Source organism: Aeromonas sp. s13 (genome assembly GCF_040907905.1).
Lineage (GTDB): Bacteria > Pseudomonadota > Gammaproteobacteria > Enterobacterales > Aeromonadaceae > Aeromonas > Aeromonas veronii.
In genome coordinates this window covers 163,530-188,871 of record NZ_JBFOCS010000072.1, presented here as the reverse complement: position 1 = coordinate 188,871, position 25,342 = coordinate 163,530, and the positions used below count along the sequence as shown (strand labels likewise).

General features: G+C 59.5%; 21 protein-coding genes and 1 tRNA gene. 11 read left to right on the top strand and 11 right to left on the bottom strand.

The window, feature by feature from the left end; genetic code table 11:
- Positions 1 to 58 precede the first annotated feature (58 nt).
- The 4 genes from aceA to AB5Y82_RS15280 form a co-directional block, all read right to left on the bottom strand.
- Positions 59 to 1,372 carry an isocitrate lyase gene (aceA, locus tag AB5Y82_RS15295; RefSeq protein ID WP_201973092.1) on the bottom strand — a complete coding sequence of 438 codons (1,314 nt, stop codon included), beginning with the start codon at positions 1,370 to 1,372 and terminating at the stop codon, positions 59 to 61.
- A 73-nt stretch (positions 1,373 to 1,445) separates the two neighbouring features.
- Positions 1,446 to 3,053, bottom strand: a complete 1,608-nt coding sequence (gene aceB / locus AB5Y82_RS15290) for a malate synthase A (protein WP_368174181.1) — start codon at positions 3,051 to 3,053, stop codon at positions 1,446 to 1,448.
- Between the two features lie 687 nt (positions 3,054 to 3,740).
- Positions 3,741 to 3,881 carry a hypothetical protein gene (locus tag AB5Y82_RS15285; protein ID WP_005334106.1) on the bottom strand — a complete coding sequence of 47 codons (141 nt, stop codon included), beginning with the start codon at positions 3,879 to 3,881 and terminating at the stop codon, positions 3,741 to 3,743.
- Between the two features lie 223 nt (positions 3,882 to 4,104).
- Positions 4,105 to 4,181: transfer RNA gene (locus AB5Y82_RS15280), tRNA-Pro, on the bottom strand.
- Positions 4,182 to 4,436: 255 nt separating this feature from the next.
- On the opposite strand from AB5Y82_RS15280, the gene tadA reads away from it, so the two are divergent.
- From tadA to AB5Y82_RS15235, 9 genes are all read left to right on the top strand, one after another.
- Positions 4,437 to 4,976 (top strand): tRNA adenosine(34) deaminase TadA, encoded by a 540-nt coding sequence (gene tadA, locus AB5Y82_RS15275; RefSeq protein ID WP_080741294.1) that lies wholly within the window; start codon positions 4,437 to 4,439, stop codon positions 4,974 to 4,976.
- A gap of 204 nt (positions 4,977 to 5,180) precedes the next feature.
- The gene (locus tag AB5Y82_RS15270) at positions 5,181 to 7,418 is read left to right on the top strand and encodes an ABC transporter permease subunit (protein WP_106843147.1); all 2,238 of its coding nucleotides are present in this window, start codon (positions 5,181 to 5,183) and stop codon (positions 7,416 to 7,418) included.
- Positions 7,419 to 7,450: 32 nt separating this feature from the next.
- Positions 7,451 to 9,100: a phosphate ABC transporter permease PstA gene (gene pstA / locus AB5Y82_RS15265; RefSeq protein ID WP_106843146.1), complete on the top strand. Its 1,650-nt coding sequence runs from the start codon at positions 7,451 to 7,453 to the stop codon at positions 9,098 to 9,100.
- Between the two features lie 133 nt (positions 9,101 to 9,233).
- Complete coding sequence (gene pstB, locus AB5Y82_RS15260) at positions 9,234 to 10,052, top strand: phosphate ABC transporter ATP-binding protein PstB (RefSeq protein WP_005334102.1); 819 nt, start codon at positions 9,234 to 9,236, stop codon at positions 10,050 to 10,052.
- A gap of 85 nt (positions 10,053 to 10,137) precedes the next feature.
- A complete protein-coding gene (gene phoU / locus AB5Y82_RS15255; RefSeq protein WP_005334097.1) occupies positions 10,138 to 10,848 on the top strand; it encodes a phosphate signaling complex protein PhoU in 711 nt (236 codons plus the stop codon).
- Positions 10,849 to 11,038: 190 nt separating this feature from the next.
- The gene (locus AB5Y82_RS15250) at positions 11,039 to 12,358 is read left to right on the top strand and encodes a hemolysin family protein (RefSeq protein WP_088869414.1); all 1,320 of its coding nucleotides are present in this window, start codon (positions 11,039 to 11,041) and stop codon (positions 12,356 to 12,358) included.
- A gap of 19 nt (positions 12,359 to 12,377) precedes the next feature.
- Positions 12,378 to 12,920: a hypothetical protein gene (locus tag AB5Y82_RS15245; protein ID WP_368174180.1), complete on the top strand. Its 543-nt coding sequence runs from the start codon at positions 12,378 to 12,380 to the stop codon at positions 12,918 to 12,920.
- Between the two features lie 293 nt (positions 12,921 to 13,213).
- Entirely contained in the window at positions 13,214 to 14,116 is a 903-nt protein-coding gene (locus AB5Y82_RS15240) for a homocysteine S-methyltransferase family protein (RefSeq protein WP_368174179.1), read from the top strand.
- Between the two features lie 9 nt (positions 14,117 to 14,125).
- On the top strand, positions 14,126 to 15,541 hold the full coding sequence (locus AB5Y82_RS15235; RefSeq protein WP_368174178.1) for a basic amino acid/polyamine antiporter: 1,416 nt from the start codon (positions 14,126 to 14,128) through the stop codon (positions 15,539 to 15,541).
- A 97-nt stretch (positions 15,542 to 15,638) separates the two neighbouring features.
- Here the strand turns inward: AB5Y82_RS15235 and AB5Y82_RS15230 are convergent, their stop codons facing one another.
- Positions 15,639 to 16,478, bottom strand: coding sequence for a sterol desaturase family protein (locus AB5Y82_RS15230; RefSeq protein ID WP_323969070.1), 840 nt, complete (start codon positions 16,476 to 16,478; stop codon positions 15,639 to 15,641).
- 168 nt (positions 16,479 to 16,646) lie between these two features.
- On the opposite strand from AB5Y82_RS15230, the gene AB5Y82_RS15225 reads away from it, so the two are divergent.
- Positions 16,647 to 17,438 (top strand): ABC transporter substrate-binding protein, encoded by a 792-nt coding sequence (locus AB5Y82_RS15225; protein WP_005350714.1) that lies wholly within the window; start codon positions 16,647 to 16,649, stop codon positions 17,436 to 17,438.
- A gap of 107 nt (positions 17,439 to 17,545) precedes the next feature.
- On the opposite strand, the gene AB5Y82_RS15220 is transcribed toward AB5Y82_RS15225, so the two are convergent.
- The 3 genes from AB5Y82_RS15220 to AB5Y82_RS15210 form a co-directional block, all read right to left on the bottom strand.
- A complete protein-coding gene (locus AB5Y82_RS15220; RefSeq protein WP_368174177.1) occupies positions 17,546 to 18,289 on the bottom strand; it encodes an amino acid ABC transporter ATP-binding protein in 744 nt (247 codons plus the stop codon).
- Complete coding sequence (locus AB5Y82_RS15215) at positions 18,273 to 19,232, bottom strand: amino acid ABC transporter permease (protein WP_100646278.1); 960 nt, start codon at positions 19,230 to 19,232, stop codon at positions 18,273 to 18,275. Before AB5Y82_RS15215 ends, AB5Y82_RS15220 begins: the two co-directional genes overlap by 17 nt.
- A 99-nt stretch (positions 19,233 to 19,331) precedes the next feature.
- Positions 19,332 to 20,132, bottom strand: coding sequence for a transporter substrate-binding domain-containing protein (locus tag AB5Y82_RS15210; RefSeq protein WP_005334079.1), 801 nt, complete (start codon positions 20,130 to 20,132; stop codon positions 19,332 to 19,334).
- Positions 20,133 to 20,645: 513 nt separating this feature from the next.
- On the opposite strand from AB5Y82_RS15210, the gene AB5Y82_RS15205 reads away from it, so the two are divergent.
- Positions 20,646 to 21,782, top strand: a complete 1,137-nt coding sequence (locus AB5Y82_RS15205) for a GGDEF domain-containing protein (protein WP_101529763.1) — start codon at positions 20,646 to 20,648, stop codon at positions 21,780 to 21,782.
- A gap of 18 nt (positions 21,783 to 21,800) precedes the next feature.
- Here the strand turns inward: AB5Y82_RS15205 and AB5Y82_RS15200 are convergent, their stop codons facing one another.
- From AB5Y82_RS15200 to uhpA, 3 genes are read right to left on the bottom strand one after another with little or no spacing between them, the layout of a single operon-like run.
- The gene (locus AB5Y82_RS15200) at positions 21,801 to 23,135 is read right to left on the bottom strand and encodes an MFS transporter (protein ID WP_021231028.1); all 1,335 of its coding nucleotides are present in this window, start codon (positions 23,133 to 23,135) and stop codon (positions 21,801 to 21,803) included.
- Positions 23,136 to 23,156: 21 nt separating this feature from the next.
- Positions 23,157 to 24,677: a signal transduction histidine-protein kinase/phosphatase UhpB gene (gene uhpB, locus AB5Y82_RS15195; protein WP_368174176.1), complete on the bottom strand. Its 1,521-nt coding sequence runs from the start codon at positions 24,675 to 24,677 to the stop codon at positions 23,157 to 23,159.
- The gene (gene uhpA / locus AB5Y82_RS15190; RefSeq protein WP_005334071.1) at positions 24,674 to 25,264 is read right to left on the bottom strand and encodes a transcriptional regulator UhpA; all 591 of its coding nucleotides are present in this window, start codon (positions 25,262 to 25,264) and stop codon (positions 24,674 to 24,676) included. The genes uhpB and uhpA overlap by 4 nt, the downstream gene beginning before the upstream one ends.
- Between the last annotated feature and the right edge of the window lie 78 nt (positions 25,265 to 25,342).

Below are 25,342 nucleotides of genomic sequence, written 5' to 3'. Positions count from 1 at the left end.
TCAAAAAGAAACCCCGGCATCAGGCCGGGGTTTTGCTATCTCAAGGGGGCTCTGTCTATCAGTGGAACTGATCTTCTTCGGTAGAGCCGGTCAGTGCGGTCACCGAGGATTGGCCACCCTGAATGACGGTAGTCACCTTGTCGAAGTAACCGGTACCGACCTCCTGCTGGTGCGCCACGAAGGTGTAGCCACGGCTGGCGGCGGCAAATTCCGGCTCCTGCACCATCTCGACGTAGTGCTTCATCCCTTCGCCACGGGCGTACTGGTAGGCCAGCTCGTACATGTGGAACCACATGTTGTGGATACCCGCGAGGGTGATGAACTGGTACTTGTAGCCCATATTGGAGAGCTCCTGCTGGAAGCGGGCGATGGTGGCATCGTCCAGATTCTTCTTCCAGTTGAAGCTCGGGGAGCAGTTGTAGGCCAGGATGCGGTCCGGGAACTTGGCCTTGATCGCTTCGGCAAATTTACGTGCTTCGTCCAGATCCGGCTTGGCGGTTTCACACCACACCATGTCGGCGTAGGGGGCGTAAGCCAGACCGCGAGCGATGGCCTGATCGATTCCGGCACGTACCTTGTAGAACCCTTCGGCAGTGCGCTCGCCAGTCAGGAAGTCTGCATCGTACGGGTCAGCGTCGGTGGTCAACAGGTCAGCGGCGTTGGCGTCGGTACGGGCGATCACCAGGGTGGTGGTGCCGCACACATCAGCTGCCAGACGGGCTGCAACCAGCTTCTGCACCGCTTCCTGAGTCGGTACCAGCACCTTGCCACCCATATGACCGCACTTCTTGACGGAAGCGAGCTGATCTTCGAAGTGTACGCCGGCGGCGCCTGCTTCTATCATCCCCTTCATCAGTTCGAAAGCGTTCAGCACGCCGCCGAAACCGGCTTCCGCATCGGCCACGATCGGCAGGAAGTAGTCGATAAAGCCCTCATCCTGCGGCCCTACCTTGTTGGCCCACTGGATCTGGTCGGCACGGGCGAAGGAGTTGTTGATGCGCTCCACCACGGACGGTACCGAGTTGGCCGGATAGAGGGACTGATCCGGATACATGGTGGAGGACAAGTTGTTGTCCGCCGCCACCTGCCAGCCGGAGAGGTAGATCGCCTCGATCCCCGCTTTGGCCTGCTGCACTGCCTGACCACCGGTCAGGGCGCCGAGGCAGTTGACATAGCCTTTCTTGGCGTCGCCGTGGATCAGACCCCACAGCTTGTCGGCTCCACGCTGGGCCAGGGTGTGCACCGGCTGCAAGCTGCCGCGCAGGTTCACCACATCTTCGGCGCTGTAGCCGCGCTTGATCCCTTTCCAGCGGGGGTTTTCCGCCCAGTCTTTCTCGATAGCCTGGATCTGTTGCTCACGGGTCAGTGCCATATCAGTTCCCTCTTTCATTGATTTCACGTTTCCATTGACTTGTTATTGGCGAGCCCCGCTGGGGGCCCGTGATTCAGAGCCGCTCGTAACCGGGCAGCGTCAGAAAATCGATCAGGGTGTCGGCGCAGGTGATCTCTTCCATCAGTTCGCTTGCCTCGGCAAAGCGTCCTGCCTGCCAGCGTGCTGTGCCCACCTCGGCTTTGACCACCTCCAGCTCCTCGGCCAGCATCTGGCGGAACAGCTCTTTGGTCACCACCTTGCCGTTCGACAGGCTCTTGCCGTGGCGGATCCACTGCCAGATGGAGGTGCGGGAGATCTCGGCGGTGGCGGCATCTTCCATCAGACCGTAGATAGGCACGCAGCCGTTGCCGTTGATCCAGGCCTCCAGATATTGCAGGGCAACCCGGATATTGGTGCGCATCCCCGCCTCGGTGCGCTCGCCCTCACAGGGTGCCAGCAGGTCGGCGGCGGTGATGGGGGCATCCTGCTCGCGCAACACACCGATCTGGTTCTTGGCGCCAGCCGCAATGGTGGCGTTGAACACTGCCATCGCGGTATCGGCGAGGCCGGGGTGGGCGACCCAGGTACCGTCGTGGCCGTTGTTGGCTTCGCGTTCCTTGTCGGCCTTGACCTTGGCAAACACCTGTTCGTTGACGGCGGCATCCTTGGCCGGAATAAAGGCGGCCATACCCCCCATCGCCAGCGCACCGCGCTTGTGACAGGTCTTGATCAGCAACCGCGAGTAGGCAGAGAGGAACGGCTTGTCCATGGTCACCACCTGACGATCAGGCAGTACCCGATCCGGATGGTTCTTCAAGGTTTTGATATAGCTGAAGATGTAGTCCCAGCGGCCGCAGTTCAGCGCAACGATGTGATCCTTCATTTGATAGAGCAGCTCATCCATCTCGAATACGGCTGGCAGGGTTTCAATCAGCACGGTGGCCTTGATGGTGCCACGGGGCAGACCGAACTTGTCCTCGGTCCAGGTGAATACTTCGCTCCACCAGCGCCCTTCCAGATGGCTCTGCAACTTGGGCACGTAGAAGTAGGGGCCCGAGCCTTTGGCCAGCAGCGCCTGATAGTTGTGCAGGAAGTAGAGGGCAAAATCGAACAGACCGCCGGGGATGGGCTCGCCATCGAAGGTGACATGTTTTTCCGGCAGGTGCAGACCGCGCACCCGGCAGATGAGCACCGCCGGATTGTGGGTCAGGGTGTAGGCCTTTCCTTCCGGACTGGTGTAAGAGATGGTGCCGTTGACCGCATCTCGCAGGTTGATTTGGCCCTCGATCACCTTATTCCAGGCGGGAGCCAGTGAATCCTCGAAATCCGCCATGAACACCTTGACGTTGGCGTTGAGGGCGTTGATCACCATCTTGCGCTCGACCGGGCCGGTGATCTCCACACGGCGGTCTTGCAGGTCGGCGGGAATACCGCGAATGGTCCAGTCACCTTCACGGATGTGGGCGGTTTCCGGCAGGAAGTCCGGCAGCTCGCCGCCATCGATACGGGCCTGGCGTGCCACACGTTGTTTCAGCAATTCCCCTCTTTGGGGAGCAAAACGTTCCACCAGTTCGGAGACCAGAGCCACCGCGTCCGGCGTCAGAATTTGCGCGTATTCGGGTAGCATCTCGCCCTGGATGCGAAGGCGGGCGCTGCAGTGGGTCTGAGCCGGTGCCGACATAAGGTTCACTCCTTTGAGAATTACATTTTGAACTTACTAACTACGACTAAAGTCGAATCCCTGTTCCTGAAACGTTCCCGCAACAACGGGGTAACACGATTGATAAGGTGCGAAATATTGTTGAATACGTCAACAGTTTTTTTTAAACGCCTGTTTTTTCGATATAGTTAAGTTGATGTTTTTTATTGTTTTATTGGATTGGTATAAAAGCTCTACGCAGATGGTTATGCTCCTGCTTTTTCCCATCGGACAACGGCTAATTTGGGCCGTTACCCTGCCCCTCATTTTGTAACTTATTACGTAATAAAATTACAAATGCAAAAACAAATCCCGACCTAACTCCAGGCTTTGCCAAAACAGCCGTATAAATTGCGTTTGAATGTGGCAATGAATGTTTTGCTATTGCTAGACCTAGTTGGTGAACGTGTGTTTTAAACTTGGTGTGGTGATGCAGGCTCTGTTGGCACCAGCGGTTGCAACGATGGAAAGTGAAGCGCAATAACGTAGGTTTGTATCAATTGTCGGGAGGGATGCTGGAGAGGAAAGGGGGAGACGCATCAGTCAATAATACTACCATCCTTGATAGAATTAGCAGTTTGTCGTTTTTTGCAGATTTCTCGCCAAGGGCCTGAAACGGAGAGCGTTGAACAGGCGATGTGCTGGTGATGAGCGGCCATCTGGCCGGGCTCAATAGTCATCATCCGGTTCGGCCAGATCGATCACATCCAGCTGGATGACCTGTTCATTTTCGCTTTCGGTGTGGCAAGGGGTGTCGTGAGGAACGGAATAAAGCGTAATGGCGGGGGCGAAATCGGTGTTCTGGTTCATGCCTGGTCCTGTGTTGCACGCAAGCCGGACAGTGATCCCTTCACTCGTGTTTCCACCTCCCTGTGTTGTCTACCGGCGGAAAGTTGCGCATCTTAATGAGTTCGGCAAAAAGATTCAAGTGGTTCTGAGTGTTTTTTGTGCTTGATGGGCTGGCATCGTCAGGAGGATAAATCGGAGGCAAAAAAATAGCCCAGTCCTTTGACTGGGCTATTCTCGGGGAAAATGGTCGGTGTGAGAGGATTCGAACCTCCGACCCTCTACACCCCATGCAGATGCGCTACCTGGCTGCGCTACACACCGACGGAGTCAGACTCGGCTGACGGGGAGGAAGTCTAATAGCATGACCAAACGGGTGCAACTCCTTTTTTATCATAGAGATGCCGATTGCTTCTTTATTGCTCAGTCGGGATGCGGCTTGGGTCTGACGTGCAGATTTGGCATAATCGCCGCCCTGTCACTGCGAGCGATCATGCCTGCTATCTATGGATTCACCTGACAGGTATGAATAGCGAGAATGCAAACAGCACAATTGAACAATATAAAGAGGGGATGGGCGTGAAACCATCAGAGGTCCCAGAAATACCGAGTCAGACCGAGCAGGACGAACAGTGGATGCGCCATGCCATGGCATTGGCCGCCCGGGCCGAAGGGATTGGCGAGATCCCGGTCGGTGCCGTACTGGTGCTGGATGGTCAGGTGGTGGGAGAGGGGTGGAACCGCTCCATCAGCGAACACGATGCCTGTGCCCATGCCGAGGTGATGGCAATCCGGGCGGCGGGCAAGCAGCTGGCGAACTACCGGCTGCTCGACACCACTCTTTATGTGACGCTGGAGCCCTGCTGTATGTGTGCCGGTGCGCTGATCCATAGCCGGGTCAAGCGGGTGGTTTACGGCGCCCGAGATCTCAAGACCGGTGCCGCGGGGTCGGTGTTCGAGATCTTGCAGGACCCGCGCCACAATCACAGCGTCGAGCTGACCGGCGGTGTGCTGGCCGATGCCTGCTCGGCCCAGTTGTCGGCCTTCTTCAAGCGCCGTCGCGCCGAGAAAAAGGCGGCCAAACTGGCGCTGCAACAATCAAACGATACCCTTTCCTGAATCATTCGGGGGCAGCGCAGGCTGCCCTTGCTGATTATCAGCATAAATATCCCTTTATAAACAATATATTACGATCGATCGCCTTCGAGGGGATCCCCGCCCATTCTTCCGTTAACAACCTCAGTTAAAGCGTTCTCGATGTAACAAAACTGTCATGCAACCGCCATATAATGCCGCGAAGCCTAGCTTACATTGAGGTCTTGCATGTCATCGGAATCGTTAAACCTGGTCATGGCGGGCAGTAGAAAACGCCGGATCAAGGATAAATTGGCCAAATATGGCGTCACCACAGGCGGAGCCCTGGTACTGGTGGCGCTGCTGCTTATCTTCTTTTATCTGCTCTATGTGGTGAAACCCATCTTCAATGGCGCCTCCATGGAGCCGACCGCCTCGTTTACCCTGCCTGCCGCAGGGAAGACCGCCTGGCTCGGCGTGGAAGAGCAGAACGAGATCGGCTATCGCTTCAGCGATAAAGGGCAGGTCAACTTCTTTGCGGTGCAGGGAGATGACAAGATCAAGGTCGGCCAGTCACTGGGTCAGGCCCAGGTTGCTGGTGACATCACCACGGTAGCGACCCCGGCACCGGGCCAGCGGCTGATCGCTTACGGCTTTGCCGATGGCAAGGCGCAGGTCGTCCAGCCAGCGTTCAAGGTCTCCTATCCCAACGATGTGCGGGTGATTGAACCCAGCCTGCAATATCCCTTCGGCGAAGAGCCTGTGGTGATCGACCCGCAAGGGAAGGCATTGCAACTGATGGTGTTCGAAGCCACCAAGGACAAGATGGCGACCGCCGCCGTGACCGAAGATGGTCGTGGCGTGATGACGGTGATGAACGGTGAGGAGAACTTCATCTCCGGGGAGATTGAGTGGAGCAGTGAAAACTACACGATTCCCTCCCTGCCGCGCCATGTGGATCAGATGTTGCTGACCCCCAATCTGCGCATCCTGTTCGTGCGCGAGGGCAATCGCCTCTCCGTCTATGACATTCATAACCTGAGCGAAATCTCCCTGCGCAACGTGCTGGAGATCAATGCCCCCAACGCCAATGTGACCCGGGTTCAGCTGCTCTCCGGCGCCTCTTCACTGCTGGTGGGTAATGACAACGGCGTGATTTCCCAGTGGTTCGAAGTGGCGAAGGATGGCAAACGCCAGTTCACCCAAATTCGTGACTTCAAGGGCGATGGCGCGGTAGATCTGCTGACTCCCGAGCACTTTCGCAAAGGCTTCATCAGTGCCGACAAGGATGGCATCATCAGCTTCTTCCACGCCACCGGCGAGACCAAGCTGCTGACCGAGACGGTGGAAGGGGGCGAACTCTCTGCCCTGGCCATCTCCCCCCGTCACAACCTGTTGCTGATGCAGCAAGGGAATACCTTCAAGCTCTTCTCGGTGGAGAACGAACACCCCGAAGTGACCTGGTCTGCCCTCTGGCAACAGGTGTGGTACGAAGGGTATCCGGAGCCCCAGTATGTGTGGCAATCCACCTCCGCTAGCAACGACTTTGAAGCCAAGCTGAGTTTGGTGCCGCTGGTATTCGGTACGCTGAAAGCCTCTTTCTACGCCATGGTGTTTGCTGTGCCGCTCGGCGTGGCCGGTGCCATCTATACCGCCTACTTCATGTCGGCGGGGCTGCGCAAATACGTCAAGCCGACGGTCGAGATCATGGCGGCGCTGCCGACCGTTATCCTGGGCTTCCTGGCGGGTCTCTGGCTGGCGCCCATCATCGAGGGGGCGCTGCCCGGGGTGATCCTGCTGCTGATATTGCTGCCGATGGGGATGTTGCTGACTGCATTGCTCTGGAACTATCTGCCGGAGCGCGGTAAGTCCTGGCTGCCGGAGGGGTGGCACGCCATCCTGCTGATCCCGGTGCTGCTGCTGATTGGCTGGGGTGCCTTCGCCTTGAGCCCGCTCATCGAGAATGCCTTTATGCACGGCGATTCGCGCATCTGGCTGACTCACGAAATGGGCATCAAGTTTGACCAGCGCAACTCGCTGGTGGTCGGTATCGCCATGGGCTTTGCGGTCATCCCCACCATCTTCTCCATCGCTGAAGATGCGGTCTTCTCGGTGCCCAAACACCTGACCCAGGGCTCGCTGGCGCTGGGGGCCACCCCGTGGCAGACCCTGAGCCGGGTGGTGATCCTCACTGCCAGCCCGGGCATCTTCTCTGCGGTGATGATGGGTCTTGGCCGCGCCGTGGGCGAGACCATGATCGTGCTGATGGCTACCGGCAACACCCCCATCATGGACTTCTCCATGTTCCAGGGGCTGCGCACCCTCGCCGCCAACATCGCGGTAGAGATGCCGGAATCGGAAGTGGGCAGCTCCCACTATCGGGTACTGTTCCTCGCGGCCTTCGTCCTGTTTGTGTTCACCTTTTTGTTCAACACCCTGGCCGAGTTTGTCCGTCAGCGGTTGCGTGAAAAATACAGCTCGATGTAAGGGGCGACTCTGTAATGGACAAGGAATCGACAATGGGTAAGTGGTTTAAATCAGGGGCCCCCTGGATCTGGATGACCGGCGGTGCCGTCAGCCTGAGTCTGGTGGCGGTACTGGGTCTGCTGCTGCTGATCGGCTGGCGTGGTCTGGTCTACTTCTGGCCGCACCCCATCTATGAGTGGCAGCTTGAAGACGCAAATGGCAACAAGAGCGTACTGATCGGCGAGATCAACGATCGCGAGCAGGTTCCGGTGGAGCGACTGCGCGCCGCAGGGCTGCCATTGGAAGGGGAAGAGCGCGAGCTGCTGACCCGCTATCTGGTCAAGACCGGCAACCGCGAGTTCGTTGACCTCGATTTTCGCTGGGTACTGGAGACGGACATCAAGTCCCAGAGCCAGCCAGCCGAGCTGGCCATGGTTGAGCGTGCCACCAACGGCAACTTCTATGGCTATATCGTCGGGGTGAAAGAGGATGGCCGCGAGCTCACCTCTGATCTGCATCCTGCCCTGCAGCGGGTGCTGGCGCGAGCCAATGCCCTCTCCGAACAGGCCAACGATCTGCAAAAAGGGGACATCGGCAGCATCAACTATCAACTGGAGCGGCTGCGCCTGAAAGAGCGCAAGGCCGAGCTGGATGACAAGCTGACCGATCAGCTCAAAGCCGAACTGGCCAGCGAGCGTCAGGCCCTCAACGATCGCTATCAGGTGCTGGAAAAAGAGCTCTTCTCACTGCGTAGCCAAGCGGACCGCGACGCCATCACCGTCAAGGATATGCGTGGCGAGCTGGTGACCATGCCGATGTCCAAGGTACTGGACGTGGTATGGCCCAACGACATGAGCCTGCTGGCCAAGGTGGGTCACTGGTTCCACCAGATCGGCAAGTTCGTCTCTGACGATCCCCGTGAAGCCAACACCGAGGGCGGGGTGTTCCCGGCCATCTTCGGCACCGTGTTCATGGTGTTCCTGATGGCGATCATCGTGACCCCGCTGGGGGTGGTAGCGGCAGTCTACCTGCACGAATATGCGGGCAAGAACAGTCTGACCAAGATCATCCGCATTGCGGTGATCAACCTGGCGGGCGTGCCCTCCATCGTTTACGGCGTGTTTGGTCTGGGCTTCTTCGTCTACACGCTCGGTGGTTCGCTGGATCAGCTGTTTTACCCGGAAGCGCTGCCGAGCCCGACCTTTGGCTCACCCGGCGTGATCTGGTCGGCGCTGACCCTGGCCATCCTGACCCTGCCGGTGGTGATTGTCTCCACCGAAGAGGGGTTGGCGCGGATCCCGAGCACCATCCGTCAGGGCTCGCTGGCACTGGGCGCAACCCAGGCCGAGACCCTGTGGCGCATCGTGCTGCCGATGGCGAGCCCGGCCATCATGACCGGCCTTATTCTGGCGATTGCCCGTGCAGCCGGTGAAGTGGCGCCACTGATGCTGGTGGGGGTGGTGAAACTGGCACCGACCCTGCCGATGGATGGCAACTTCCCGTATCTGCATGTGGAGCGCAAGTTCATGCACCTGGGCTTCCACATCTATGACGTCGGCTTCCAGAGCCCTAACGTCGAGGCGGCCCGCCCGCTGGTCTACGCCACCTCCTTCCTGCTGGTGACGGTGATCGTGGGTCTGAACCTGACCGCTATCGGTATTCGTAACCACTTGCGCGAGAAATTCCGGTCGCTGGAGCATTAATCCGGCGCCGCATGAGTGATACAAGAGTGAGATAACAGAGGGGCGGCCGAGCGCGAGCCGCCATCTCTCTGCACCAATACGTGAGGGGCGCCGGCAGCAGTCCGGCCACTCCAGATTGATTTTGAGGTAACAGATGATCAACGTAACGACCACGTCTACCCAGCACACTGCGCTGGACCTGCTCAACCTGACCCCGGAGCAGACCGCGCTGGAGGTGAAGGATCTCAACCTGTACTACGGCAGCAAGCAGGCGCTGTTCAACGTCAACATGAAGATCCCCAAAGGGCAGGTGACTGCCTTTATCGGCCCGTCAGGCTGTGGTAAATCGACCCTGCTGCGCTGCATCAACCGGATGAACGATCTGGTGGAGATCTGCCGCATCGAGGGGGAGATCCAGCTGCACGGCCACAACATCTATGACAAGAGCGTCGATGTTTCCGCCCTGCGCCGTCAGGTGGGCATGGTGTTCCAGCGCCCGAACCCGTTCCCCAAGTCCATCTACGAAAACGTGGTCTATGGTCTGCGCCTGCAGGGGATCAATGATCGCCGCACCCTGGATGAAGCGGCCGAGCGCTCCCTGCGCGGTGCGGCCCTGTGGGACGAGGTGAAGGATCGTCTGCACGACAACGCCTTCGGTCTCTCCGGTGGTCAGCAGCAGCGTCTTGTGATTGCCCGTGCCATTGCCATCGAGCCGGAAGTGTTGCTGCTCGATGAACCGACCTCGGCGCTCGATCCCATCTCCACCCTCACCATCGAGGAGCTGATCAACGAGCTCAAGAGCCAGTTCACCGTGGTGATCGTGACCCACAACATGCAACAGGCTGCGCGTGTGTCGGATCAGACTGCCTTCATGTATATGGGCGAGCTTATCGAGTACTCGGATACCAACACCATTTTCACCACCCCGGCCAAGAAAAAGACCGAAGATTACATTACCGGTCGTTACGGCTAAGGAGAGGAGAGGATGAATCTCAGCAAACAGATTGGCAGTCGGTTCAACGGCTAAGGCATAATCGGAGCAATCAAGGATTATTTGTATGGACAATATGAACCTCAATAAACACATCTCCGGTCAGTTCAATGCCGAGCTAGAGAGCGTGCGCAACCAGGTGCTGGTGATGGGCGGTCTGGTGGAGCAGCAGCTCACCGACGCCATCGCGGCGATCCACGATCAGGATCTCGATGCGGCCCGCAAAATCGTGGCCAACGACCACAAGGTCAACGCGATGGAAGTGGCGATCGACGAGGAGTGCACCCGCATCATCGCCAAGCGCCAGCCGACTGCCTCCGACCTGCGACTGGTGATGGCCATCATCAAGACCATCACCGATTTGGAGCGCATTGGCGACGTGGCCGACAAGATCGCCCGCATGCTGACCGACAACGCCAACAAGCCGCAGCCGCCGCTGGTGTCTCTGGAGAACATGGGCCGTCGTACCATCAAGATGCTGCACGATGTGCTCGACGCCTTCGCCCGCATGGATCTGGATGCGGCGCTGGCGGTCTACAAGGAAGATGACAAGGTAGACCGCGAGTACGAGTCCATCATCCGCGAGCTGATGACCTATATGATGGAAGATCCCCGCACCATCCCCCAGGTGCTCAACGTCCTGTGGGCGGCGCGTGCCATCGAGCGGGTTGGCGATCGTTGCCAGCACATCTGCGAGTACATCGTCTACTACGTGAAAGGCAAGGATGTGCGCCATACCAAGGCGGACGATCTGGGCACCTTGCTGGGCAAGGGCTAACCGGAAGTGAATAAAAAGGCGCGTGAAGCGCCTTTTTTGTTGCATAACTGGTCGGAGTAAGATAAAGCCCCCAACTGGCTGTTTTCTGATAGAATACTCCCCCTGTGTGAGTCCCGGATGGGCTCACGGTCCGGTCTCCCGGGCCCAGTTTGCCGTCTTGTGCTAAGGCGGGTGTAGCAATAGGTTAATCATGAGTTTTGCCGATAGTTTGTTCTTTTTAATGCTGCTGGTTGGCGGCAGTGTGTTCTTCTCCCTCTCCGAGATCTCTCTCGCCGCGTCTCGCAAAATCAAATTGCAGGTGATGGCGGATGAAGGTAATCGCCAGGCCGAAAAGGTGCTGGCCCTGCAGGCCCAACCGGGCAACTTTTTCACCGTGGTGCAGATTGGCCTCAATACCGTCGCCATTCTGGGTGGTATCCTTGGTGAGTCTGCCCTCAACCCCGCCATCAAGGGGATTGTCTCCCAGTTCTACCAGGGCCCCTGGCTTGGCGAGATCAGCTCCGGTGCCTCCTTCGTGTTCGTCACCGGCATGTTTATCCTGATCGCCGACCTGATGCCCAAGCGTCTGGCCATGACCATGCCCGAGCAGATTGCCGTGGTGGTGGTGCGCCCCATGCTCTTCTTCGTCACCGTGTTGATGCCGCTGGTGTGGGTCTTCAACGGATTGGCGAACACCCTGTTCCGTCTGATGCGCGTCTCCACGGTGCGTAACGACGAGATCACCTCCGACGATATCTATGCGGTGATGGATGCCGGTGCCGAGGCGGGGGTTATCCAGCGCGAGGAGCATCAGCTCATCGAGAACGTGTTCGAGTTGCAGTCCCTTGGTGTCACCTCTGCCATGACGGCCCGCGAGAGCCTCATCTACTTCACCCTGCAAGAGAGTGAAGAGAGCATCAAGGCGAAGATCGCCGAACATCCCCACAACAAGTTTCTGGTCTGTGACCACAACCTCGACAGCATCAAGGGCTTTGTCGATGCCAAAGAGTTGCTGATCCGCGTTATCGGCGGCCAGAGCATCGACCTGATCGGTGGCAACCTGGTGCAGAACGTCATCATCATCCCCGATACCCTGAACCTCTATGAGGCGATGGAGTACTTCAAGAATCATCGTGGCGACTTTGCCGTGGTGATGAACGAGTACGCGCTGGTGGTGGGGATTGTCACCATGAATGACCTGATGAGTACCGTCATGGGCGAGTGGGCGACTCACGTGGTGGAAGAGCAGATCGTCCAGCGCGACGAGAACTCCTGGCTGGTGGACGGGGTCACCCCCATCTCCGACGTGATGCGCGCCTTCGATATCGAAGAGTTCCCCGAGAACCAGAACTACGAGACCATCGCCGGCTTTATCATGTATATGCTGCGCAAGATCCCCAAGCGCACTGACTCGGTCAAATACGCCGGTTACAAGTTCGAAGTGGTGGATATCGACAGTTACAAGATTGATCAGCTGCTGGTTACCCGGGTCGAACCGGCTGTTGCCGAGAAGCCAGCTCAGGAATCGTAAAAGGAGCGACATAAGAGTCATGAAGATGCAGTCTCATTCCCGTGCGCTGGCCTGTGTCGCGCTCGCCCTGGCACTGGGTGCCTGTAGTCAGAGTGCGCCGCGCAAAGCCACAGTGGCAGCCAAGCCGGTAACCCCCAAGCCTGCCGTGGTCGTGCCGCAGTCGGATCCCGATGCAGTGGTGCAAAGTGGCATGGCCGAGCCGAGCCCGGTCTTTGACGAGCAGTACCACGGCCCGGATCAGGGCTCGCTGGAGTCGGTGACCGCCCTGTTTGCCCGTGGTTACATCGAGTCCGCCATGCGCGAGACCATGCTGGCGGCGGTGCACAATGACTATCCGCTACTCGGCATGCGGGATGTGCGGTTGACCGATCCGGTCTCCAAGTTCCTCACCTCCGAGCATGCGGCCACCACGGCCCATGACTACCTCTATGCGGGTGTGCAGCGTCGCCTCGGTCGTCCGCTCAGCCCTGCCCAGTGGGAGCAGATCTGGCGCGGTTTGCCGCAGCAGGGTCGGGTCTCCGACTGGGTCAAACAGATCAAGCGAGTGCTGGCCGGGCGTTAAGTTACCAGCGGATCAAGATAGTGATGAGGCCACCTTCGGGTGGCCTCTTGCATTTCTGCGTTTGCTTCGCCGTTTGCACGCTGATTTCTGCTGATACTGATTGCCGCCCGTGGCGCTTTGCTTTATCTTGTTTTGGCCATCTAAACATCTATATGTTTTTATGGCTGTGTAATAAAAGGGCTTCCCAGGATGAAGCGGGACGATCTGCAGCGATTCGATGCGAAACCGCAGATCAACAAAACAAACAGATAAATACGCAAATAAACAACGCACATAACAAAGAGACACGACAGATGAAAACCAGGGAATTGTGGGTGCTGGATGGGGGCATGGGGCGCGAGTTGGCACGGCGGGGGGCACCGTTTCGTCAACCCGAGTGGTCGGCGCTGGCCTTGATGGAGGCGCCAGAGACGGTGCGTGACGTGCATCAGGCCTATGTAGCGAGCGGGGCCAGGGTCATTACTACCAACAGCTATGCGCTGGTGCCGTTTCATATCGGCGATGAGCGTTTCTTTGCCGACGGGGAGGGGCTGGCAGCGCTGGCTGGTCAACTGGCCCGTGAGGTGGCTGACGAGCAGAAGGGCGCCGTGCAGGTGGCGGGTTCTCTGCCACCGCTCTTTGGCTCCTACCGTGCCGACCTGTTCAAGGCGGACCGGGTGAGCGAGCTGGCGACACCGCTTATCCGGGCGCTATCCCCTTATGTGGATATCTGGTTGGCCGAGACCATGAGCCTGATTGCCGAGCCACTGGCCCTGAAAGCGCTGTTGCCTGACGATGGCAAGCCGTTCTGGGTCTCCTTCACGCTGGAAGATGAGGCGCCGGGCAACGAGCCGCGACTGCGCTCCGGCGAACGGGTGGCCGATGCTGTGACCATGCTGGTGGTAGCAGGAGTCGATGCCATTCTGTTCAACTGCTGTCAGCCCGAGGTGATTGAGGGGGCGCTCAAGGTGGCCGGTGACGCTTTGCAAGAGCAGGGCCGCACCGATATTCGGCTCGGTGCCTATGCCAACGCCTTCCCGCCGCAGCCCAAAGAGGCCACCGCCAACGACGGACTGGATGAGATCCGCGCCGATCTGGGGCCGCTGGATTATCTCGGCTGGGCCGAGCGCTGGCGCGCAGGCGGGGCGAATTTGATCGGCGGTTGCTGCGGTATCGGCCCCGAGCATATTCAGGCGCTGAGCCGCCGGTTGCGCTAAGGAGCTTCCATGAAAGAGAACAAGATTGGGCTCTGGTCTCTCACCGCGCTGGTGTTCAGCTCCATGGTGGGGGCGGGGATTTTCAGCCTGCCCCAGAACATGGCCGAGGTGGCAGGCGCCCGCGCCGTGCTGATCGGCTGGGGCGTGACGGGGGTGGGCATCCTGGCGCTCGCCATGAGTTTTCTCTATCTGTCGCGGTTAAGGCCAGATCTTGACGGCGGTATCTACAGCTACGCCCGCGCCGGTTTTGGCGAGCTGGTGGGATTCTTCTCCGCCTGGGGTTATTGGCTCTGCGCCACCATCGGCGTGGTGGGCTATCTGGTGATCGCCTTTGCCGCGCTGGGCAGCTTTGTCGACACCCCCGAGCAGATCTGGTTTGGTGACGGCAATACCCTGGCGGCGTTTGTCGGCGAGTCCTGCATCCTCTGGGCGGTGCACCTGCTGGTGGCCCGTGGCGTGCAGCAGGCGGCGCTGTTCAATCTGGTGGCGACCCTGGCCAAGAGCCTGCCGCTGCTGCTGTTTATCCTGTTTGCCTGCTACTGGTTCGATCCGGTCACCTTCGCGGCGGATCAGCAGGGCAGTAGCCTGGCGGTGCCGGTTTCCGAGCAGGTGCGCAACACCATGCTGATCACTCTCTGGGTCTTCACCGGTATCGAGGGGGCAGCGGTGCTGTCGGCCAGGGCGAGAAACAAGCGGGATGTGGGTACCGCCACCGTGCTTGGGGTGCTATTGGCGCTGCTGCTCTATGTGCTTATCTCGGTGCTGGCGCTCGGAATATTGAGCCGACCCGAGCTGGCGGCGCTGCCCAACCCCTCCATGGCAGGGCTGATGGCCCAGATGACCGGCTCCTGGGGCAAGCTGCTCATCAGCATCGGCCTTATCGTCTCGGTGCTCGCCTCCTACGTGAGCTGGACCCTCTTCTCGGCGGAGGTACCGTTCAGCGCGGCCCGACACGGTGCGTTTCCCGCCATCTTCCGGCGCCAGAACCGCAATGGGACGCCTATCGCATCGCTCTGGCTCACCAGCTTGACGGTGCAGACTTGCCTGCTGCTGGTGTGGCTGCTCGGCAAGGGCTACACCAGCCTGCTGCTTATCTCTACCTCGATGATTTTGGTGCCCTATCTGCTGATCGGCCTGTTCTTGCTCAAGCTCTCGTTCAGCAAGAAGGGGGAGCGCGGGCAGGGCCGCGGTCTGATGCGGGCGGTAGCGCTGGTGTCGAGCGGTTACGGCTTCTGGCTGCTCTATGCTGCCGGGGTGAAGTATCTGCTGCTGTCGTTGTTGCTCTACGGGCCTGGTCTGCTGCTGTTTCTCTACAGCCGCCGTCAGCTGGGCACAGATCTTTGCCTGAGTGGCCGCGAGCGGCTGTTGGCCGGAGTGACCTTGCTGAGCCTGATCCCTGCCGTCTGGTCGTTTGCCCATCTCTGATATCGAAGATGTGATTTACCATAAAAGAGAGCGCCGCCGTGGCGCTCTCTTGTTATCAGGGACTGGGTATCAGGGGCTTGCTATTCGATGCGAGGGCTCAGCGACTGGCAGGCCCGGCCGGTTTGCCAAACAGCACCGCGAGTTTTTGTCGCCACGGCAGGCCACGGGCGTCATGCAGCATGTCGCGCCACTCGTGGAAGGTGAGGGTGAGGGGGTTAAAGCTGTGGATCGGCTTGGTGATGCCGAAGCGGCAAGGCTCGGCCGGGTCTTCTTCCACAAAGGTGCCGAACAGCCGATCCCAGATGATCAGCACCCCGGCAAAGTTGCGGTCTATGTACTTGGCGTTGCTGGCGTGATGCACCCTGTGGTGGGAGGGGGTGTTGAAGATCCACTCAAGCCAGCCGAGTTTGCCCACTACCTGGGTGTGGACGAAGAACTGGAAGCCCAGACTCAGCAGCACGGTGGCGACCACCGCCTCGGGCGGGAAGCCGATGACAATCATCGGGATCCAGAACAGCCACATGCCGGAGATGGGATACATCAGGCTCTGGCGAAAAGCGGTGGAGAGGTTGAGCCGCTCCGAGCTGTGGTGCACCACATGGGAGGCCCACAGCCAGCGAACATGGTGGCTGGTGAAGTGGAACAGCCAGTAACAGAGATCCTGCAACAGGAACAGCAGTAGCACACTCCAGAGATTCAGCTCGATATCGAACAGTCGCCAGCCCCAGAGGGTGTCATACAGATAAGCAATGGCGATGGCCGCCAGCGCATCGCCCCCTTGGTGCATCAGGGCCAGCGCGGCGTTGGCGAACAGATCCCGCCACTGGTAGGTGGCAGTGGGAAAGGCCGCGCCATGTTTGCGCAGGTAGAGCATCTCCCAGCCGATAAAGGCCAGAAAAATCGGGGAGAGGTAGAGCAGAAGCAGTTGTACATCCATATTCGGCCATCCATTCAGAGCAATTGCTCTCCAGCATAAAGGATGGTTTTAATATTTCATTAACATTTTCCAGCCAACGAAGAGATGGCATGAAATATGGCGCGGCAGCAGAGGAAGGCGCGCTGGATGGCTATGCTTGATGCAGGCTTTTTCAGGAGGTGCTGGCTTATGCGCGTCTGGTGTTGCTTGTTGCTGGGGTTGTGCATGATGGCGCACGCCAAGACCCGGGTCGAGATCCTGGCGGATGCCGCCTATCCCCCCTACTCCTGGCAGGAGGGGGAAGAAGTCAGGGGGATCTATGCCGACATCATCCGCGAGGTGACCTCTGCCATGCCTGACTATGAGGTGGTGCTCAAGCCCATGCCGTGGCGGCGCGGTCTGAGCATGGTGGAGCAGGGGGCCGCCTTCGCTATTTTTCCACCTTACTACATGCCCGATACCCGCCCTTATATGTGGCCCTACTCCCAGCCGATGCTGGATGAAGAGCTGGTGGTGATGTGCGGCGCCAGTGTGGCGGCCAATACTCCGCAGGCCAGGTTTCCGCTCGACTATCACGGTTTGCGCTTTGGCATGAACGCCGGTTTTGCCGTCGGCGGCGATGCCTTCTGGCAGGCGGTAAAAGAGAAGCAGATCGACGTGGAGGAGGTGAAAAGCAATCGGGAGAACCTGCTCAAGATTGTCCGCGGCAGGGTCGATTGCACCATCAATGATCGCCTCTCCCTGCTCTATGAGTTGCTCAACATGATAAAGGCCGATCAGCTGGCGGTGGCCGATATGTCCCTGCTCAAACAGGGGCCGGTGCTCAGCAAGGAGCAGGGGTTTCTCGGCTACAGCCGCAAGGGGGAGTATCCCTACAAACAGGCCTTTATCGATCAGTTTGACAAGGAGCTCTATCAGCTCAAGAAACGTGACGGGGTGAAAGTGATCGTGGAGCGCTATCTGGGAAAGTCCCCGCGCTGAGCCGATGAGAGGGGCACTCGGGTTCAGCTGGGTTAAGCCTGCTCAGCGTGACACACAAGAAGAGGGGCCTTGCGGTCCCTCTTCGTTTATCCAGCAGAGCGTGTTGGCTACAGCACCTGACTCAGGAACTGGCGCAGACGCGGGGAGGGGGGATTGTCGAAGAAATCGGCCGGTTTTTCATCTACCACCAGTTCGCCACTCTCCATAAAGAGCACCCGATCCGCCACTTCGCGGGCAAAGCCCATCTCGTGGGTCACCACCACCATGGTCATCCCCTCGCGAGCCAGCCCCTTCATCACATCCAGCACTTCCCCCACCATTTCGGGGTCCAGCGCACTGGTGGGCTCGTCAAACAGCATGATGCGCGGCTGCATGGCGAGTGCGCGGGCGATGGCCACCCGCTGTTGCTGACCGCCGGAGAGCTGGGAGGGGTAGCTGGCCGCTTTCACCGACAGCCCCACTTTCAGCAGCAGCGCCTTGGCTCTGTCTTCGGCCTCACGGCGCGACAGGCCACGCACCTTCTGCGGAGCGAGGCAGATATTATCCAGCACCGTCAGGTGGGGGAAGAGGTTGAAGGACTGGAACACCATGCCCACCTCTTCCCGCAGCTTGTTGACATCGCCCGGCTCGGTCAGGCAGATACCGTCGACCACGATATTGCCGTCGTTGATGGTCTCCAGCTGGTTGAGGGTGCGCAGGAAGGTGGACTTGCCGGAGCCGCTGGGGCCGACGATCACGACCACTTCCCCTTCGGCCACCTGGGTGCTGACATTTTTCAGGGCATGCACTTCGCTGCCGTAGAACTTCTCAACGCCGGTCGCTTTGATGATGGGATCAGTTGCTTTTCGCATATTTCACCTCGAGACGGCGTACCAGGAAGGAGAGGGTGCCGGTGAGCACCAGATAGAGCAGGGCCACGGTAAACCACACCTCGAACGGGCTGAAGGTGGAGCTCACCACCTCGCGCCCCGCCTTGGTCAGGTCGGTGATGGAGATGACCGAGACCAGCGAGGAGTCCTTGATCAGGTTGATGAATTGGCCTGCCAGCGGTGGCAGCACCCGCTTGAACGCCTGCGGCAGGATGACATAGCGCATGGTCTGGGCGGAGGTCATACCCAGGCTGCGGCCCGCCTCCATCTGCCCCTTGTGGATGGAGCTGATACCGGCGCGGACGATCTCCGCCACATAGGCGCCGGTAAAGACCGCCAGTGCCGCGACCCCGGCGGTGAAGCGGTCGAGGTTCAGCACGGTGCCGATAAAGAAGTAGACGATAAAAATCTGCACCAGCAGCGGCGTGCCGCGGATGAGCTCAACGTAGGTGACCGCCAGATTGCGCAGGGCGGGATTGGGGGAGAGGCGCGCCAGCCCGGCCAGGGTGCCTAGCAAAATGGCGAAGATGCCCGCCACCAGCGAGAGCTTGACGGTGACCCAGACGCCCCAGGCGATGGGGCCTGCGGTCCAGCTCAGTTGGGTGTCGAGGGTATCGCCACGAAAAACGGTATCCCCTTCGGCGACTTGTACGCCGGTACTGGCAATGGCTTGCCGCACATTGGGGTCGAGATCGTCTTGCAGGAACAGCTTGCCCTTCTCGGCCTCGCTGGTGCCCGCCATCACGGTGCCGTCAAATTCGGCCAGATTCTTCTGCTCCGCCTGATAGGCGATGTATTGGGGAATGCGTTCCCAGCGCCAGGTGTAATCCACTGACTGGACAGCCTTGTAGATGCCGAATACGGCAACCAGCAGCATCAGCAGGAAAACCCCATGCCAGAGTAGCTGATTGGGCTGTTTTTCCATCTGTCTTGTCGGTTTGGGTGTGTGCACAGTCACAACCTCTTCTCGTTATTGTGTGGGGAGCTGCGTGGTGCAGGGGCGGCATGTGCCGCCCCCCGGAGGTTATTTGAGCTGATTCAGCCAGGCGTTGGATTCGAACCACTTCTTGTAGAGACGGTCGTAGCTGCCATCGCCCTTGATCTGGCGCAGGTAGTTGTTGAACCAGTTGAGGGTGTCCTGATCTCCTTTGCGGATGGCCCAGGCCAGCGGTTCGAAGGTGAACGGCTTGTCGAGGTGCACCACGGCGCCCTGATTCTGGGAGGCGAAAATAGCGTTGTAGGGCAGGTCATAGACGAACGCATCGACCTTGCCGTTGATCACTTCCAGCTTGGCGTCATCCTGGGTTTCAAACTGCAGCAGGGTAGCTTTGGGGATCAGGCGCTTGACTGCCTGTTCGCCGGTGGTGCCGAGCTTGACCGCGATCTTGTATTTCGGGTCGTTGAGGTCGGTGAAGGATTTGATTTCGCCCGCCTTCTCTTTGCGCAGGACTATGGTCTGGCCGACTACGATGTAAGGATCGGCGAAGTTGACTCGCAGGTTGCGCTGGGGAGTGACGGTCATGCCGCCCATGATGACGTCGAACTTGTTGGTCAGCAGCGCCGGAATGATGCCATCCCAGGCGGTGTTGACGAACTCGACCTTCACGCCCATCTCTTTGGCGACCATCTTGGCGAGATCCACGTCAAAGCCGATGTATTGGCCCTGCTTGTTGGTCATCTCGAAGGGTTGATAGCCTGCATCGAAGCCGACTCGCAGCACGCCGCGTTCGAGCACGGCATCCAGGGTGGAGGTGGGGGCAGGGGTCGGGGCCGCCGTGGCGATCCCGCAAAACAGCAGGGTAGAAAGAATCAGTTTTTTGATCATAAGTGACGTCTCTGTCGGTGGTGTGTTCGGCCTTGAACCTGATCCCGTGCGACTCCGTGGCACAAGAGACTGCTGCATCCGGCAACAGGCAAGACAGGATGAATGTCTTGAGCGGGACAAAAGCCCCATATGAGATGCTATGAATAGTGGTTGAGTGAAAAATGTACCAAAAACAGATTGTGTCAGAAGACTCAACAGGTTAGAGACATTTATTGCTCATGGCTTCATTCATAAAATCACACGAAAACAACATATCTATCTAATGGGGTGGGTTCAAGCCCAAATTATCCCCAAGACATTTTGTTACATAGAGAGGGGCTCGTATGTGGCTCTATTCTGGTTGGGCTTATCTTTCTTGCATATCTCAAACCTGCTATAGCGGAATGGTGTGAGTTATCTGGTGGTGTGAAAAACAGACGAACAATATGTTTTTATTGTGAAAACAGTCAGGGTCTCTGGGTCTTGGCAAACGGTTCTCATATACTCACTTACCTCCCTCTGCCTGGTTTTGATATGGATGTCTCGTTGTTGCTGAAGCTGGATGTATTTACCCTGATGGTGATGGCATTGGGGGGATATAGCCTCGGGTTTATCACGCTCTCCATTATCTGGTCGACCCACCGGGAGATCCCGGGCATCGGGTTATGGTGGTGGTCCAGTCTCTGTGCGCTGGTGGCCCAGATACTTTTCTCGTTACAGGCATTTTTCCCCAGCTCCTCCGGCATCTGGCTGGCCAATACCCTGATCACGCTCTGCATTGTGTTGATGCCGCCGGCGCTGCAGCGCTTTTTCGGACAGCCCCCGAACTGGCGTGCTGGGGGGCTCTTCATGCTGGTCTATCTGCTGCTTCTGAGCTGGTGCATTGTGGAGGGGGGGATGGCGTCCCGGGTGTTGCTGGCTTGCCTGAGTTACATGATGCTGGGTGCGGTGATCGTCTATCTGGTCTGGCGCCACGGTTACCCCCACTATCTGCCGGCGGTGATGGTCTTTACCCTGGTCAACGTGCTGCTCTACGCCTTCTACCTGATGCGGCTCTGGTTCCTCTGGCAGGACAACGTACAGATGCTGATGGATAAGAGCGGGGTCAATGTGCTGCCCTTCCTCTCCATGTTGATGGGGAGCTATCTTTCCACCTTCGGGGTGCTGCTGCTCTGTACCCAGTATCGTGCGCTGGCGCTGCGCCAGCAGGCTAGCCATGACCCTCTTACCGGTCTGCTCAACCGGCGTGGCTTTATGGAGCAGCTGAAGCAGCAAAAGTGGGGTGACAGTGGCGCGCTGGCCGTGCTCGACATCGATGATTTCAAGCAGATCAATGACCAGCATGGCCATGAGGTGGGTGATCGGGTGCTGGCCGAGCTCGGTGCCTATCTGGGTAGTCAGCCCGATCTGGTGTGCAGTCGTTTCGGTGGCGAGGAGTTTGTGCTGCTCTTCTCGCAGCCCGGCGTGCTGGCCCTGCAGCGCTGCGAGGGATTGCTGGAGGAGGTCGCGAACCGCAACATGGGCGGCCTCTCCATCACGGTCAGCATGGGACTCTCCCACTGGCAAGGGGAGTGGCACTTTGACCCTCTGTTCACTCAGGCCGACCATGCGCTCTACAGCGCCAAGCGGCAAGGCAAGAACCGGGTCTGTCAGGCTGGTCGGGAGGTGTAACTCCTGTTCAGTCCAGTATTACGTTATCTCGGCAGGCTGGGGGCGCGGTGCCTGCGCCTTGAGGAAGGGGAGCAGCAGCAGGGCCGAGACGCCTGCTGCCACCGAGATCACCACGAAGAAGCCGTTCCAGTGCCAGATCTCCATCACCTTGGCCAGCGGATAGCCTGACAGCGCCGCCCCCATGTAGGCAAAGAGACCGACAAAGCCGGTGGCCGCCCCCGCCGAATTTTTGTGGGAACACTCCGCCGCCGCCATGCCGATCAGCATCTGGGGGCCAAACACGAAGAAGCCGATGGTAAAGAAGCAGGCCGCCTGCATCACATAGCTGAAGAAGGGCATCAGCCAGAGCGATCCCACCGCCAGCAGGATCCCCACCGCAAAGATGAGGTTCATCGGGCCACGGTTGCCGTTGAACAGCTTGTCCGATCCCCAGCCCGCCACCAGGGCGCCGATAAAGCCCCCCACCTCGAACATGGAGATGGCCGAGTTGGCGCTCATCAGATTGAAGCCGCGCTGCTCGGTCATATAGAGGTTGCCCCAGTCATTGATGGCGGTGCGCACCACATAGACCAACACGTAGCAGCAGGCGAGCAGCCAGATATAGGGGTTGCCGAGCACATATTTGCGCAGGATCTGGCGATGGGAGAGCCCCGCATCCTGAGTCTGCTGGGCCAGCTCCATCGCATCCTTGCGCCACTCGCCCACCGACGGCAACCCCATGGCGGCCGGGGTATCCCGCAGCCGCCAGCAGAGGAACAACCCCGCGATGATGGCGATAAGACCGGGCACTATCATGCCGTAGCGCCAGCCATGTTGCAGGGCGATGGTGCTGACGATGAGAGGGATGAGCGCCCCGCCGACGTTGTGGGCGGTGTTCCAGGCCGACCACCAGACCCCGCGCTCGGTACGCGAATACCAGCTGGTGAGCAGCTTGGAGCATGGGGGCCAGCCCCAGCCCTGGAAGAAGGCGTTGGCGACCCAGAGGGCGGCAAACATCCAGAGTGCCGACGAGAGGCCGAACAGGATATTGATGACGCCGGTGGCCATCAGTCCGACACCCATAAAGTAGCGCGGGTTGGCGCGGTCACTGATGATGCCGGAGAAGAACTTGGAGCAGCCGTAGGTGATGTAGAACAGGGTCCAGAGCATGCCGATATCGGACTTGTCCAGCATGCCGCTCGCCAGCATGTCCGGCATGGCGAAGTTGAAACTCTTGCGAGTGAAGTAGAAGACCGCGTAGCCCAGATACATGGTCAGCAGCAGGTGCAGCCGCCAGTGGCGATAGGTGGCGTCGATCTCGGCCTGATCCCGGATAAGGGGCCGGGGTGGCGCGCTTCTCATAAAACTCAGCACAGGCAGGCCCTCTGGTGGTGATTAGCCATGACTCTCCTCCCGTCTGCGACTGGGCAGGTTGACCGTCAGCTGGGTGCCGTGGATGCAGGAGAGTTGCAGACTGCCCCCGAGGGCCTGTACCCGCTCGCGAATACCGAGCAGGCCATAGCCCTGCTGCGGGCGGCTTTCCGGCATACCGCGGCCATCATCTTCCAGCACCAGTTGCAACTGATCGCCGCTGGCCCGGGCGCGAATGGTGACCGAGTGGGCGTTGGCATGTTTGACCACGTTGTTGAGCCCCTCCTGACAGACCCGAAACAGGGTGACCCGCTGGGCATCGGAGAGATCCCCATCCGCCAGCTGCCACTCCAGACGGGTGACGATGCCGTGACGTTCCAGCTCCAGCTCCCGTAGCAGTGCCCGTACCGCCTGTTCCAGAGTCATGTCGTCGAGCTGGCGCGGGCGCAGCCGTCCAAGCAGACCGCGCACCGCGTCATAGATCCCGAGCGACAGTGTGTCGATCAGGGCGCTGCTCTGGCCCACCCCGGCGTTGTCGGGGGCGAGGCGGCGCACGATCCCTGCCTGGGTTCGAATTGCTGTGATGGTCTGGCCGATGTCGTCGTGCAGCTCGCGCGCCACCTCCTTGCGGATACTCTCCTCGGTCTCCAGCAGCCGCTCGGTGAGTTGGCGATTATGGGCGAGCTGGCGGGTCAGCGCCTGATTGAGTTCGCGCTGGCGCTGGATCCCGGCGCCGAGCAGCAGGCCGGTGAGGCTCTGGGCCAGCAGGGAGAGCAGCAGATCCAGCGGGTGATCGTGCCAGGCCTGACTGGCCAGCAGGGCGATGGTGTTCATCAGGGTGGCGAGCAGCGCCCCTTGCCAGCCGTAGCGCCACGCCATGGCGATGATGGGGATGGCCAGACAAAACGGGGTAAAGCGTACCAGCGAGTTGGGCAATCCCAGTTGCAGCCAGAGGCTCAATACGAACAGCAACAGATACCAGACCAGATGGCGAAAGCGCCACTCTACCGGCTGATCCACCAGCGCAGGCCCCAGCGGCACCCAGGTGGCGCGAGTGAGGTAGTGCCAGATCAGCATGCAGGTGGAGGTCAGCGTCAGCCCGCCGGTCAGGCTGAGCAGCAGGGCCGAGAGGCCATCTTCCCCCGCCAGATGCCAGAGCAGGGCTTGCAGCAGCGCCGCTGCCGTGACGGTGGCGAGCAGCAGCAACAGTTGCTGCCAGTCGTTGCGCACCTGTTGGCGACGGGCAATCAGCAGCGGTAGCAGGGTCAGCAGACTGCCCGCGACCAGCCAAGGCCAGTGGGGCAGCCCCACTTCGAGATTGAGCCAGTAGAGCAGCAGCCCTTCGCACAATAGCAGCGGCGGCCAGTAGTGGCCGGGACTTTGCAGCAGCAAGCCGAGGCGCAGGCCGAAAGGGAACAGCAGCACCGCCAGCGCCGGGCCGCCCGCCAGATGCAGGCTGATGCTCCAGAGGCAAAACCAGCCGGCGGCAAAGATGAAGCAGGCCGCCAGCGCGATGGCGACATAGCTGGCAAAACGGGAGATCACCAGCTATCCAGCATGCGGTGGGCCAGCTCGACGTTGTTGCTGACCTTGAGCTTGTCCATCAGGTTGGCGCGATGGACGTGAACCGTCTTGGGGGAGAGGCCGAGCTGCTCGGCGATGGCCTTCACTTCCAGCCCCTGTGCCAGCAACTGGGCAATCTCCCGCTCCCGATTGGTGAGTGGATCCCGGCTGCTGCTGGCCAGTTTCTGAGCGATGTCCGGCGTCAGATAACACCCCCCCTGGGCGGCGGTACGCACGGCGGCGATCAGCTCGTCCGGACTGCAGCGCTTGGAGAGAAATCCCTTGGCGCCGGTTTGCAGCGCCTGCTCGATGAGTGCCGGGCTGTCGTGCACCGAGAGCATCACCACCGCCAGACCGGAGGGGAGCTGCTTGAGCAGATCCAGCCCCGATTGGTCGGGCATCGAGATGTCGCAGACGCAGACGCGCGCCCCGCTGCCGGGCAGGCCGGCAAGGGCATCGCTGGCGGAGCCGAATTCGGCGACCACCTGCAGGTCTGGCTCCAGATTGAGCAGTTGGGCAAAACCGGATCGGACAATCTGGTGATCGTCGATGAGGGCAATTTTTATCATGATGTCAGCCTGAAATTCGGTGCGTCATAACCATGACGCGGCCAACAAGATACCTGCCCCCCGAGTCAGGCTCAAGCA

Bases quoted from the DNA above. Each gene is read 5' to 3' on its own strand.
- aceA (WP_201973092.1), bottom strand. From the start codon at position 1,372: ATGGCACTGACCCGTGAGCAACAGATCCAGGCTATCGAGAAAGACTGG.
- aceB (WP_368174181.1), bottom strand. From the start codon at position 3,053: ATGTCGGCACCGGCTCAGACCCACTGCAGCGCCCGCCTTCGCATCCAG.
- AB5Y82_RS15285 (WP_005334106.1), bottom strand. From the start codon at position 3,881: ATGAACCAGAACACCGATTTCGCCCCCGCCATTACGCTTTATTCCGTT.
- AB5Y82_RS15270 (WP_106843147.1), top strand. From the start codon at position 5,181: ATGTCATCGGAATCGTTAAACCTGGTCATGGCGGGCAGTAGAAAACGC.
- pstA (WP_106843146.1), top strand. From the start codon at position 7,451: ATGGGTAAGTGGTTTAAATCAGGGGCCCCCTGGATCTGGATGACCGGC.
- pstB (WP_005334102.1), top strand. From the start codon at position 9,234: ATGATCAACGTAACGACCACGTCTACCCAGCACACTGCGCTGGACCTG.
- phoU (WP_005334097.1), top strand. From the start codon at position 10,138: ATGGACAATATGAACCTCAATAAACACATCTCCGGTCAGTTCAATGCC.
- AB5Y82_RS15250 (WP_088869414.1), top strand. From the start codon at position 11,039: ATGAGTTTTGCCGATAGTTTGTTCTTTTTAATGCTGCTGGTTGGCGGC.
- AB5Y82_RS15245 (WP_368174180.1), top strand. From the start codon at position 12,378: ATGAAGATGCAGTCTCATTCCCGTGCGCTGGCCTGTGTCGCGCTCGCC.
- AB5Y82_RS15240 (WP_368174179.1), top strand. From the start codon at position 13,214: ATGAAAACCAGGGAATTGTGGGTGCTGGATGGGGGCATGGGGCGCGAG.
- AB5Y82_RS15235 (WP_368174178.1), top strand. From the start codon at position 14,126: ATGAAAGAGAACAAGATTGGGCTCTGGTCTCTCACCGCGCTGGTGTTC.
- AB5Y82_RS15230 (WP_323969070.1), bottom strand. From the start codon at position 16,478: ATGGATGTACAACTGCTTCTGCTCTACCTCTCCCCGATTTTTCTGGCC.
- AB5Y82_RS15225 (WP_005350714.1), top strand. From the start codon at position 16,647: ATGCGCGTCTGGTGTTGCTTGTTGCTGGGGTTGTGCATGATGGCGCAC.
- AB5Y82_RS15220 (WP_368174177.1), bottom strand. From the start codon at position 18,289: ATGCGAAAAGCAACTGATCCCATCATCAAAGCGACCGGCGTTGAGAAG.
- AB5Y82_RS15215 (WP_100646278.1), bottom strand. From the start codon at position 19,232: ATGGAAAAACAGCCCAATCAGCTACTCTGGCATGGGGTTTTCCTGCTG.
- AB5Y82_RS15210 (WP_005334079.1), bottom strand. From the start codon at position 20,132: ATGATCAAAAAACTGATTCTTTCTACCCTGCTGTTTTGCGGGATCGCC.
- AB5Y82_RS15205 (WP_101529763.1), top strand. From the start codon at position 20,646: ATGGATGTCTCGTTGTTGCTGAAGCTGGATGTATTTACCCTGATGGTG.
- uhpA (WP_005334071.1), bottom strand. From the start codon at position 25,264: ATGATAAAAATTGCCCTCATCGACGATCACCAGATTGTCCGATCCGGT.